The organism is Parasynechococcus sp. (assembly GCF_042954325.1).
Classification (GTDB): domain Bacteria; phylum Cyanobacteriota; class Cyanobacteriia; order PCC-6307; family Cyanobiaceae; genus Parasynechococcus.
Map to the genome: position 1 here is coordinate 1 of NZ_JBGKDS010000051.1, position 12,042 is coordinate 12,042.

Sequence of the window (12,042 nt, forward strand, 5' to 3'; positions counted from 1 at the left end):
GTCCGGCTTCAGGCAGGCATAGGACGGAGTGATATCACCGCTGAGTCGGCATCCCGATCGCCTCAGCAGGCCGGCAAAATAATCGAAATAGCGGTTGGGTTCAGCAAAGAACCGTTGGCGGCGCCAGGTCCGCCATTGCCATGGCGCAGGGTTTTGAGGCCGGTAGCGAGAGAAGGCTTCAAGGGTCAGCGCATCGAAGACGTGATACTCCTTGCAGAATCCGAAGTTGGCGTCATCTCGGCGGTTGAGCTGATCATGGAGCCAGGAGGTTCCGGCCTTTTGGGCACCCACTCCGAGCAGAAAAACGGGGTCAGCGGTCAAGGGTCTCTTGTGGCAAGGACGGTCATCAGCTGATCTGAAGGGTGGGCATCTTTTTCACTAGATCATCGATGGCTTTGACCTGGGTGAGGAAGGGTTCGAGCTGGTCCAGTGGCAGGGCGCTGGGGCCGTCGCAGCGAGCTTCGGCTGGATTGGGGTGCGCCTCCAGAAAGAGGCCAGCCAGTCCGACGGCCATCCCGGAACGAGCCAGATCAACCACCTGGGTCCGGCGCCCCCCGGAGGCAGCGCCACCGGGGTCGCGGCATTGCAGGGCATGGGTGACGTCAAAGATCAGGGGCAGCTCGTCGCAGGTGCGCTTCATCACGCCGAACCCGAGCATGTCCACCACCAGGTTGTCGTAGCCGAAGTTGGTGCCGCGTTCGCAGATCAGCAGCTGGTCGTTGCCGCATTCGCGGAATTTGTCGACGATGTTGCGCATCTGCTCCGGGCTGAGGAACTGAGGCTTTTTGATGTTGATCACGGCACCCGTTTCCGCCATTGCCCGCACCAGATCGGTTTGTCGGGCCAAGAACGCCGGGAGCTGAATGATGTCAGCCACCTTCGCGGCAGCTACCGCCTCCTCAGGGCTGTGGACGTCGGTGATCACCGGAATGCCGTGGGTGTCCTTCACCGCCTGAAGGATCGCCAGTCCGTCCTCGAGGCCAGGGCCGCGAAATGAGTGGATGGAGGAGCGGTTGGCCTTGTCATAGGAGGCCTTGAACACCAAGGGAATGTTCAGTCGTCCGCAGACGTCCTTGTAGTGCGCGGAGCAACGCAGAGCAAAGTCAAGGTCTTCGAGAACATTGACCCCTCCCAGCAGTGTGAACGGTCGATGGTTGGCGATGGTGAGCCCGCTCACCTGAATCTGTTGCGCCACGTTCTCGACCGTCTTCGGAGATCGCGAGAGCCTACCCGTGTTCCTTCAAAAGGTTGCTGTGGACAGGCCGATACTGCGTGGGTCACAGCTGTAGCGCCCGAGCGCAAAATCCCCGGCGTAGAGGTTCGCAATCGCATCCAGGGTCTCCGGGGAGTAGTACTTCGCGAGCCGACTGGATGCATTGGTGATTTTGCCGGGATCGTCGCTTTCGATGCGGTGGGGTTGCTGCAAGTGATCTGACGTCGGCAGGGTGAGTCCAGTTGCGGATAGGGCCTGGGGAAGTTCACTCGCCAGGTGCTCGAGTCGGCAGATGCTTTTGAAGTGTGCGGCAGGGAGCAACAGCACATCTTTCTGGGGCTTCCAATGGTGGTTGGCATGCAACCCTCCATCTCCAAGAAACGACACGAAGGCTGCAAAGCCTTCCCTGCTGTTCTTTCCAAAGCCCGGAATGGATCCGTATTTTTCCTCGGGCCCATTTGCAATCTTGTCCAGGAAGGCAGACAGCGTGCGTGTCCAGGGGTTGCGGACAACGGTGAAGAAGGAGATTTTGTCGAGTCTTGAGAGCTCGCCGCGATGTCTTGAAAGCTCGATCAAGCTTTTGCCAATCTTCATGGCCGCACGTTTTCCTTCTTTGTAGGTTTCTTGTCTGCTTGTGGGGGGATTGATGGCTTCGCGGAGGTAAAAGATGACGGACGAATTTCCGCTTTTTCCGATTCGATTGAAGGCGATATTGTAGTCAGGATAAAAAACGACACGGCTAATGTTTTCCCTGCGAATTCGTGTGGTTTTTTGCGCGATCGCTAGGTTGAGTAGGGCATACAGTTCGCGGCCTTCTTTCTTCGCAAGATGTTTGACTCGTGAGAATTGCAAAAGGTCTTGCCGGCTTTTTTGCAAAGTTTATCTGCTGTTCTGTTGGGTCATTTGTCCGCAGTTGCCGCTTCCTGCCGGTGGAATCTGTCAGGGTCTTCGCTGAGTGTTTGATGCCGTTCAAGAGGTTCTCCGCCTTAACGTTCGGCCCATGAGCTTTCTGGCCGGCCTCAACGACGCCCAGCGCAGGGCGGTGGATCACCACGAAGGGCCCCTGCTGGTGGTGGCGGGTGCCGGCAGCGGCAAAACCCGTGCGCTGACCCATCGCATCGCCCATCTGATCGGTGAGCACGGTGCCGATCCGGCCCAGATCCTGGCGGTGACGTTCACCAACAAGGCGGCTCGGGAGATGAAGGAGCGCTTGGAGCTGCTCCTGGCCCAGCGTCTGGCCCAGAGTCAGTACGGCCAGCCCTGGAGCACGTTGCCGGCGGTGGAGCAGCGGCAGCTGCGTTCTCGCATCTACCGCGAGGTCAGCAAGGAGCTGTGGATCGGGACGTTCCACGCCCTGTTCGCCCGTTTGCTCCGCTACGACATCGACAAGTTCAAGGACGCTGAAGGGCTGAGTTGGACCAAGCAGTTCTCGATCTACGACGAGGCTGATGCGCAGAGCCTGGTCAAGGAGATCGTGACCCAGGAGCTGCAGCTGGATCCCAAGCGCTTCGAACCCAAGAAGGTGCGCTGGGCCATCAGCAATGCCAAGAACCAGGGTTGGCTGCCCGATCAGCTCGAGGCCAATGCCGAGGGGCAACGCGGCAAGCTCACAGCCGATGTGTACCGGCGTTACCGCAAGGCCCTTGCGGCCAATAACGCGCTCGATTTCGACGACCTACTCCTGCTTCCCGTTCAGTTGCTCCAACAGAACGAGCAGGTCCGTTCCTATTGGCACCGGCGCTTCCGGCATGTCCTGGTCGACGAATACCAGGACACCAATCGCACGCAGTACGACCTGATCAAGCTGCTGGTGACCGATGGTCGCGATCCGCAGGATTACGACAACTGGGCGGGCCGTTCGGTGTTTGTGGTGGGTGATGCCGACCAGAGCATCTACAGCTTCCGCGCCGCTGACTTCACGATCCTGATGGGATTCCAGGACGACTTCGGCGATCAGGCGCCCGATGACGCCACCCGCACGATGGTGAAGTTGGAGGAGAACTACCGCTCCACCGCCACGATCCTCGAGGCTGCCAATGCCCTGATCGCGAACAACAGCGAGCGGATCGACAAGGTGCTGCGCCCCACCCGTGGTGAAGGGGAACTGATCACGCTCACCCGCTGCGATGACGAGATCGCTGAAGCCGAGGCGGTGGTGCACCGGCTGCGGATGATGGAGGCGGCCAACCCGGAGCTGAGCTGGGGGGATATGGCCGTGCTGTATCGCACCAATGCCCAGTCCCGTGCGATTGAGGAGTCGCTGGTGCGCTGGGGCATCCCTTACTTGGTCGTTGGTGGCCTGCGCTTCTACGACCGGCGTGAAATTAAAGATGTGCTGGCCTATCTGCGCCTGCTGGTGAATCCGGCGGACACGGTCAGCCTGCTGCGGGTGATCAATGTGCCCAAGCGGGGCATCGGTAAAACAACCATTCAGCGGCTCACCGATGCTGCCAACCAGCTGGGGATTCCCCTCTGGGATGTGGTGAGCGACCCCGAAGCGGTGCGATCACTCGGCGGTCGTTCGGCCAAAGGGCTGCTGCAGTTCTGTGAGCTGGTGAATGATCTCCAGGAACGCATCAACGACAGCCCACCGTCGGAGTTGATTCAGCAGGTGATGGAGAAGAGCGGTTATGTCAGCGAACTGATCGCCGATGGCACCGATGAGGCGGAGGAACGTCGCCGCAACCTTCAGGAGCTGGTCAATGCCGGCCTGCAATATCAGGAGGAAAACGAAGAGGGCAACCTCGAGGGCTTCCTGGCGTCGGCTGCCCTCTCCAGTGATGCCGACAGCAAGGACACCGCGGCGGATCGGGTCACCCTGATGACCCTGCACAGCAGCAAGGGACTGGAGTTCCCCGTGGTCTGTCTCGTTGGACTCGAACAGGGCCTGTTCCCGAGTTATCGCTCCCTGGATGATCCCGCGGCCCTCGAGGAGGAACGTCGCCTCTGTTACGTGGGAATCACGCGGGCCAAGGAGCGTCTGTTTCTCTCCCATGCCAGTGAACGCCGGCTCTGGGGTGGGATGCGCGAAGCGGCGGTTCCATCGGTGTTCCTCTCGGAGCTGCCGGAAGCTCTGGTGCAGGGAGATCTTCCCCAGAGCGGTGGAGCGGCCTTGCGTCGGGAGCGTCGACTGGACCGGCTCACCCGTGTCGATCGCGATACTCCGTCCTCTGCGCCTGCCAATGCTGTGCGACGGCGTCAGGCCGGCCCAGCACCCGGACGCAGCTGGAGCGTTGGTGACAAGGTGTCCCATTCCAGTTTCGGCGTCGGCGAAATCACCCACACCTTCGGCAGTGGCGAGAAGGTGTCGATTGCTGTGAAATTCGCTGGCATGGGCCCGAAAATCCTGGATCCGCGGCTGGCGCCGATTCAACCCGTGGAGTGAGCACCGACTAACCTCCAGCCCAGCCACCCTTGGCCTGTGTCAGCCGTTGTTCAGCCGATTCCAATTTTCATCGGCTACGACCCCCGCGAGCGGGCGGCGACCAACGTTCTGATTGACAGCCTTTACCAGCACAGCAGCGTTCCCCTGGCGATCACCCCTTTGGTGACGCCGCAACTCGAGCAGCAGGGACTGTTCCATCGCGAGCGCGATCCGAAGCAGAGCACGGCGTTCTCCTTCACACGCTTTCTGGTGCCACATCTGATGGGGTACCAGGGCTGGGCGATTTTCATGGACTGCGACATGCTTTGTCGCCAGGACATCAAGGGGCTCTGGGAGCAGCGCGATGACGGCTTTGCCGCCATGTGCGTTCAACACGCCCATGTGCCGGATCAGACCGTCAAATTTCTGGGTGAGGTGCAGAGCGCCTACCCGAAGAAGAACTGGAGTTCGCTGATGCTGCTGAACTGCAGCCGTTGCACGCGGCTGACCGTGGATTACGTCAACACCGCCAGCGGTCTGGAATTGCACCGTTTCCACTGGCTTGAGGGAGACCATGAGATCGGAGCGATCGAGGGTGGCTGGAATCACCTGGTTGACGTCCAGGCCCCCCCGGATCCCCTTGAGTCGTCCCCGATGCTCCACTGGACCCTTGGCGGCCCCTGGTTCCGCGAACAGCGCACCATGGGCGGCCCGCTGGCGGCGGAATGGTTCAGCGCCCGGGATGACGCGATGAAGCTCTGGGATTGATGGTGATCACAACCTCTGTCGTGGCGGTCCCGGCCCGTCTGCAGTCGTCACGGCTGCCCAACAAGGTGCTGGCTGAGATCGGTGGCAAGCCGATGATTCAGCGGGTGCTGGAGCGCTGTCGTGAGGCCCGTGGTGTGGAGGCCGTGGTGCTGTGCACGGATAGTGATCAGCTGCGCACGTTGGCGGAGGGTTGGGGCTTCCCGGTTTTGATGACGGCCGACAGCTGCAGTTCCGGCAGTGAACGGATCGCTTCGGTGGCTGAACAGTTGATGGCCTTCGGCTGGGCCGGGGCTTCACCGGTGGCTGCGCAGACCGCCGTGATCAATGTTCAGGGGGATCAGCCGTTCATTGACCCCGCGGTGATCGAGGCGATGGTGGCGGAGTTCCGTCGCCGTGACCCCGTGCCTGCGGTGGTGACACCGGTCTATCGCCTGCAGGCGGAGACAGTGCACAACCCCAATGTGGTCAAGACCTTGCTGGCCCACGATGGCCGGGCGCTCTATTTCTCCCGTTCAGCGATTCCCCATGTGCGGGATGTTGACCCGGCGGACTGGCACCGGCACACCCCCTACTGGGGGCATGTGGGCATGTACGGCTTCCGTGGGGATGTCCTGGCGGCCTGGGACCAACTTCCAGCATCTCCACTGGAGGATCTGGAGCGCTTGGAGCAGTTGCGCCTGATTGAAGCTGGCCACACCATCGCCACCTTTGAAGTGGAGGGCACCTCGCTCTCGGTGGATACCGCCGAACAGTTGGAGCAGGCGCGGGCGATGGTCTGATTCGGTTGTCGCCTTCGGCCGCCGTGCATACCGTCAAAAGGTGATTGTTCCGCCTGTCGGGAAGGTGTGTTGTGACTGATCTCAAGTGCCCGTTTAGTGGCCATGTCGGTGCAGTGACGCCCGCCGCAGGCACCGGCAACAAACAGTGGTGGCCGAATCAGATCGATCTGGGGCTGTTGCATCAGCACCATCCGGCCTCCAATCCCTTGGGGGAGGACTTCGACTACCCCAAGGCCTTCTTGGGTCTGGATCTTGACGCTCTGAAGCTGGATCTCAAGGCCTTGATGACCGACTCCCAGGACTGGTGGCCGGCGGATTGGGGGCATTACGGCGCGCTGTTTATCCGTCTCGCCTGGCACAGCGCCGGCACCTATCGCAGCGCCGATGGGCGCGGGGGGGCCGGCCATGGCAACCAACGCTTTGCTCCACTCAACAGCTGGCCCGACAACACCAACTTGGATAAGGCGCGGCGTCTGCTGTGGCCCCTCAAGCGCAAATACGGCAACGCCATTTCCTGGGCCGATTTGATCATCTTGAGCGGCACCGTCGCCCTTGAGTCGATGGGCTTTCGGACCTTCGGTTTCGCCGGCGGCCGCATCGACATTTGGCAGCCAGAAGAGGATGTCTTCTGGGGAAAGGAGACCACGTGGCTGGGGGATGAGCGCCGCAGTGCCGATGGTGATCTCGATCAACCGCTCGCCGCAGTGGAGATGGGCTTGATCTACGTGAATCCAGAGGGCCCGCATGGCACTCCAGATCCTGTGGCCTCTGGTCCCGATGTGCGCGACACCTTTGCTCGGATGGGCATGACGGTGGAGGAGACCGTCGCGTTGGTGGCCGGTGGCCATACCTTCGGGAAGTGCCATGGAGCGGCAGCTGCGTCGCACTTGGAGGCGGAACCGGAAGGAGCGGATCTCCAGGAGCAGGGCCTGGGTTGGCGGAACCGTTACGAAACCGGCAAGGGCGAGCACACGATCACAAGCGGTATCGAAGGTGCATGGAAGCCCCATCCCACCCGCTGGGATCAGGGTTACTTCGAGATGATGTTTGGCTACGAGTGGGAGCTCACCAAGAGCCCTGCGGGGGCCTGGCAGTGGGTCGCCAAGGATGTCAAGCCGGAGCACATGATTCCGGATGCCCATGTGCCCGGTCGATCGGCGGCACCGATCATGACCACCGCTGATCTGTCGCTCCGGCACGATCCGGTGATGGAACCGGTGGCCCGCCGGTTCCATCAGGACCCGCAGGCCTTTGCCGATGCCTTCGCCCGGGCCTGGTTCAAACTCACGCACCGCGATCTCGGTCCGAGGGCTCTCTATCTCGGAGCTGATGTGCCTGAAGAGGTTCAGCTTTGGCAGGATCCCGTGCCGGTGCAGGCGCATCCCTTGATCGATGCGGCGGACATCGCTCAGCTCAAGCGGCAGCTGTTGGAGACCGGTGTGGGGGTTGGTGCGCTGGTGGCGACGGCCTGGGCTGCCGCCTCCAGTTTCCGTGGTTCAGACCGCCGTGGCGGAGCCAATGGCGGGCGGTTGCGTCTTCAGCCCCAGCGCGGCTGGGAGGTTAATGATCCGGAGCAGCTCAATCGGGTGCTGACGGCGTTGGCGGCGGTGCAGGAGCAGTTCCATGCCAGCGCGAGCGGTGGCAAGCGGGTGTCCATGGCCGATCTGATCGTTCTTGGCGGTGCTGCCGCGGTGGAGAAAGCTGCTGCCGACGGTGGGTCTGCCCTGGAGGTTCCGTTCCGGCCCGGGCGCGCCGATGCTGGCCCGGAGCACACCGACACCGCCTCGTTCAATGTGCTCAAACCGCAGGCGGATGGTTTCCGTAACTGGACGCGCAAAGGTCTGGCGCTGCGCGCGGAGGAGCTGCTCGTGGATCGGGCCCAGCAACTCACCCTCAGCGCACCGGAGATGACTGTTCTGCTGGCTGGTCTGCGGGTGCTTGGGGCCAATACGGCGGGCAACCGTCAGGGTGTGTTGACCGAGCGGGTGGGTGTCCTCAGCAACGATTTCTGCGTCAATTTGTTGGACATGACAACTCACTGGGAGCCCTTGAATAGTGGCCTGGAGGGCTACATCGGTCGTGATGGTGCGGGGGCGCAACGTTGGACGGCCAGCCGAGCTGATCTCGTGTTTGGCTCCAACAGCCAGCTCCGCGCCATCGTCGAGGTTTATGCCCAGAACGATGGTGCTGAGCGCTTCATCGCTGATTTTGTGAAGGCTTGGGTGAAGGTCATGAACCTCGACCGTTTCGAGGCCTGACGTCAGTCGTTGCGATCGCGCCAGCCGTGGCGGCGAAGGGCCGTCCAGCCGCCACGGGCTTCCAGGAGGCGTTCAGCCAGTTCGCGCACAGCACCGTGCCCGCCCTTGCGTTGCATGACGGCATCGGCACCCCGGCGCACCGGTCGGCAGGCATCGGATGGTGCCAGGAGGAGCCCGACCACCGGGCGGACGGCCAAATCATTGAGGTCATCGCCCACAAAGGCGGTTTCTTCAGCCACAACGCCCAGCTGTTGTTGCAGGTGTCCAAGGGCGTCGGGTTTGTCTTTGATGCCCACCAGGCAATGCTGGATGCCGAGTTGGCGTGCCCGCACTTCCGTGGCCCCACCTTGGCCGCCACTCAACAGGGCAATCTCCAGCCCGGCTTGCTGGAGCAGCCGGATGCCCAGTCCATCGCGAACGTCAAACCGTTTGCTGAGACGGCCCTCGGCATCAAACCAGAGCCCGCCGTCGGTGAGGACACCATCCACATCCAGCACCAGAAGCCGGATACGGCGCAGTCGGCGTCGTAGCAGCCACCATCGCAGTCCGCTCATGCCAGGCCGGCCTGAATCAGGTCATGGAGACGCAACAGCCCCAGCAGCTGCTTGTTGGCGTCCACCACCGGCAGGACTGAGATCGGCTTGCGGCGGTTGTGCTCCATCTGCTCGAGGGCCTTCACCACCAGTACATCCCCTTGCACCGTGATCGGATCGGCGGTCATCAGATCGGCGGCGGTGAGGCTGATCCAGTGGTCGGCACGATTCAGCTGCAGGGCCCGACGCAGATCGCCGTCGGTGATCAATCCAGCGAGAGCACCGGGTTGATCCGGTTGCTGCACCCAGCCGCTGCCGATGCCATCGCGGGTGAGACCACCGATCACCTCCGGGAGCGGGGTCGTGGTGTCGAGTGGATGCAGTTTTCCGGCCGGAATCATCAGGTCGGCCGCCGTCAGCGTGAGCTGTTTGCCCAGGGATCCCGCCGGATGATTCAGGGCGAAGTCGGCGGGGGAGATGCCCCGTCGTTCCATCCAAACCGCTGCGAGAGCATCGCCGATGGCCATGGCAACGGCGGTGCTGGCAGTCGGTGCGAGGTTCAGTGGGCAGACTTCGCGGTCCACGCCGGCTTCCAGCACCACGTCACTGCCGCGGGCCAAGCTGGAGTCCGACCGTCCAACGATGGCAATACGTCCGGTTCCCCTGCGGGTGAGGTGGGGCAGCACCTCCAGCAGCTCCGTGGTTTCACCACTGTTGGAGAGCAGCAGGCAGACGTCTTCTGGAGCGACCACTCCCAGATCACCATGCAGGGCATCGGTGGGGTTGAGGAACAACGCCATCAACCCGATGGAGGAGAACGTTGCCGCGATTTTCCGGGCCACGATCCCGCTTTTCCCCACGCCGGTGATCACGAGCTTGGCCTTGCGGTCGGCGCAGCGTTCCAGCAGTTGCAGTGCAGCTTCCACCTGGGCACTGCTCAAGCGGTCAGCCGCCGAAGCGATGGCGTTGGCTTCCTCCTGCAGGCAGCGGGTGAGAGCAGACAAGCGTTAGATCCGGGATGATCGAGCCATTGTCCCGTATCTCCTTCGATGCCGCCGTCGGGCCTGGTTGCTGTGCTCGCGTCTTTGCCGGGGGTGTCGGCTGGGCTGCTGGAGGCGCTTCGGCGGGCTGCCGTGGCATCCGGGGCCGTGCATTGCGCGTTGGTGGGCGGCACGGTCCGCGATCTGTTGTTGCACCGTTCCGGCCTGGTTCCCTGGTCGGGAGTGCCCGACTTGGACCTGGTGGTTGAGGGTGATCTGCAGGCCTTGGTGGGGTGTCTGGCCGATCAGCTTGAGCCTCAGCGGCTGTCACGCAGTCAATGGCATGACAGCTTTGGAACGGTGTCGTTGACCCTGGATGGGATCAGCCTTGATCTCGCCAGAGCCCGCCAAGAGTCGTACCCCGCTCCGGCGGAGAACCCGGTCGTGCGGCCTGGAACCCTGGCCAGTGATCTGGTGCGGCGTGATTTCAGCATCAATGCCATGGCCTTGGACTTGATCAGCGATGTGTTGATCGATCCCCATGGCGGCCAGGCGGCATTGCAGGCCCGATCCTTGGTTTTTTTGCATGCAGCCAGCGTTGCGGATGATCCGACGCGTGTGATCCGTGCGGCCCGCTACAGCGCACGATTGGGGCTCGATCTGTCCGCGGACAGTCGGACACAGCTGGCCACCACGTTGTCCAGCTGGCCTTGGCCGGCTTGGAACGGTGGAGGTGTGGTGCCTCCGGCGTTGTCCACACGCTTGCGGATGGAACTGGATCGCCTGTTGAACCATGAGCCCTGGGGTGAGGCTTTCGACCGGTTGTCGTGTTGGGGGGCCATGCCGTTGGTGGATGAGGGGCTTCAGTTGGACCCGCGGCGCCGCCGCCGTCTGCGCCGGGCCCAGCGGCTTGGTCTGCCGTTGATGCCCGCTTGGCTCGCCGCTGCATCACAGCCGCTTGTGGTCGCCCAGCGCTTGCAGATTCCTGGTCAGCAGCAGCGCTGGCTGGCTGGCTTGGAGACCCTGCAGCGCTGGTTGCAGGATGACGCTCCACCGGCATCCGCCTCGCCTTCGGTGTGGACCCAGGCCCTGGAGCAGGGTGATTGGCCGGCGCAGTCCGTGGCGCTGCTGATCTGTTTGAACCACCCCCATTGGCGGATGTTGTGGCGTTGGTGGGCCCGATGGCGGACGGTGCAGTCCCCGGTCACCGCCAAGGAGCTGATGGCTGCGGGTTGGACTGCGGGCCCCGAGCTTGGTGGGGAGTTACGGCGCCGCCGTTTTCAATGTCTGGATCTCCGCTGATGGCTGTCCGACTTTCTCAGGGGCGTCTGCTGTCCTGGACGACGCTCTGTTTCGCTCTGGCGCTGGTCTTTGCACTGCGGGCGCTGGCCTTGATCGATGCCACCGGGCTCTGGAGCGATGAGCTCTACAGCGTCGGTAAGAGTTTTCAGCCCGATCTGTCCGCCCTGATCGCGATGTTGCGGGAGGACACCCATCCACCGCTGTATTACGTCGTGCTCTGGCTGTGGGGAGGGCTGCTCGGGGCCACACCGGTGACCTTGCGGTTGTTCTCCTGGTTGGCGTATGTGAGTGGGGGAACCGTGATGTTGGCCCAGACCTGGGCCTTGGCCAGGGATCACGGTCGTGATCCCTGGCGCTGCATGCCCATTGGCCTGCTCCTCGCGTTCTGCAGTCCGTATCCGATTCGTTTTGCGATCGAGGGCAAGAGTTATGCGCTGTTGGTGCTGCTGGTGGCCCTCGCCTGGTGGTGGCGCCGTCGTGAGCAACATCGCCTGTACGGCGTGGTGCTGGCTCTGGCTTCACTCACCCATTTTTATGGCTTGTTTTTGGCGTTGGCCGCAGGGGCCTGGGATGGCTGGAACCGTCGCTGGTCGTCGGCCACGGCGGCGGCCCTGGCGTCGCTGCCGGCCCTGGCCTGGATCGGTTATGCCTCGAACTATTTATTCAGTGATCGCGCCGGGAGCTGGATCGGTTCGCCCGACTTCGCTTTGCTCGAAGACACCCTTGCCCGGGCGATCGGTCTCTGGCCGCTGCCCAAGCTGGCGCTGCTTCTGGCGTTGGTCTGGGCCCTGAGGCGGCAAGGTTGGAGTTGGGGGAACCGTGCGCTGCTCGATCGCAGCGCCGTG

The 12,042-nt window shown here is 62.6% G+C and carries 9 protein-coding genes and 2 pseudogenes; 6 read left to right on the forward strand and 5 right to left on the reverse strand.

Annotated elements, in window-relative coordinates; translation table 11 throughout:
- The 3 genes and pseudogenes from ACGVKB_RS07510 to ACGVKB_RS07520 all read right to left on the reverse strand — a co-directional run.
- Nucleotides 1-321, reverse strand: a pseudogene (locus ACGVKB_RS07510) (sulfotransferase family protein); the annotation flags it as partial.
- 25 nt (nt 322-346) lie between these two features.
- Nucleotides 347-1,195 (reverse strand): 3-deoxy-8-phosphooctulonate synthase, encoded by an 849-nt coding sequence (gene kdsA, locus ACGVKB_RS07515; RefSeq protein ID WP_392350713.1) that lies wholly within the window; start codon nt 1,193-1,195, stop codon nt 347-349.
- A 45-nt stretch (nt 1,196-1,240) separates the two neighbouring features.
- Nucleotides 1,241-2,089, reverse strand: a complete 849-nt coding sequence (locus ACGVKB_RS07520; RefSeq protein ID WP_392350715.1) for a sulfotransferase family protein — start codon at nt 2,087-2,089, stop codon at nt 1,241-1,243.
- Between the two features lie 124 nt (nt 2,090-2,213).
- Here ACGVKB_RS07520 and ACGVKB_RS07525 point away from each other — a divergent pair, with 124 nt between their 5' ends.
- The 4 genes from ACGVKB_RS07525 (at nt 2,214) to katG (ending at nt 8,382) form a co-directional block, all read left to right on the forward strand.
- Nucleotides 2,214-4,598: a UvrD-helicase domain-containing protein gene (locus tag ACGVKB_RS07525; RefSeq protein WP_392350717.1), complete on the forward strand. Its 2,385-nt coding sequence runs from the start codon at nt 2,214-2,216 to the stop codon at nt 4,596-4,598.
- A 36-nt stretch (nt 4,599-4,634) separates the two neighbouring features.
- Nucleotides 4,635-5,345, forward strand: coding sequence for a glycosyltransferase (locus tag ACGVKB_RS07530; protein ID WP_392350719.1), 711 nt, complete (start codon nt 4,635-4,637; stop codon nt 5,343-5,345).
- Nucleotides 5,345-6,124, forward strand: coding sequence for a 3-deoxy-manno-octulosonate cytidylyltransferase (gene kdsB, locus ACGVKB_RS07535; RefSeq protein ID WP_392350721.1), 780 nt, complete (start codon nt 5,345-5,347; stop codon nt 6,122-6,124). Before ACGVKB_RS07530 ends, kdsB begins: the two co-directional genes overlap by 1 nt.
- 71 nt (nt 6,125-6,195) lie before the next feature.
- On the forward strand, nt 6,196-8,382 hold the full coding sequence (gene katG / locus ACGVKB_RS07540) for a catalase/peroxidase HPI (RefSeq protein WP_392350723.1): 2,187 nt from the start codon (nt 6,196-6,198) through the stop codon (nt 8,380-8,382).
- 2 nt (nt 8,383-8,384) lie between these two features.
- Here katG and ACGVKB_RS07545 read toward each other — a convergent pair whose 3' ends face one another.
- Nucleotides 8,385-8,936 carry a KdsC family phosphatase gene (locus tag ACGVKB_RS07545; protein WP_392350725.1) on the reverse strand — a complete coding sequence of 184 codons (552 nt, stop codon included), beginning with the start codon at nt 8,934-8,936 and terminating at the stop codon, nt 8,385-8,387.
- Complete coding sequence (locus ACGVKB_RS07550) at nt 8,933-9,919, reverse strand: SIS domain-containing protein (protein ID WP_392350727.1); 987 nt, start codon at nt 9,917-9,919, stop codon at nt 8,933-8,935. Before ACGVKB_RS07550 ends, ACGVKB_RS07545 begins: the two co-directional genes overlap by 4 nt.
- Nucleotides 9,920-9,964: 45 nt before the next feature.
- Here ACGVKB_RS07550 and ACGVKB_RS07555 point away from each other — a divergent pair, with 45 nt between their 5' ends.
- The gene (locus ACGVKB_RS07555; protein WP_392350729.1) at nt 9,965-11,197 is read left to right on the forward strand and encodes a CCA tRNA nucleotidyltransferase; all 1,233 of its coding nucleotides are present in this window, start codon (nt 9,965-9,967) and stop codon (nt 11,195-11,197) included.
- Nucleotides 11,197-12,042: pseudogene (locus tag ACGVKB_RS07560) on the forward strand (hypothetical protein); the annotation flags it as partial. The gene ACGVKB_RS07555 and the pseudogene ACGVKB_RS07560, both read left to right, overlap by 1 nt.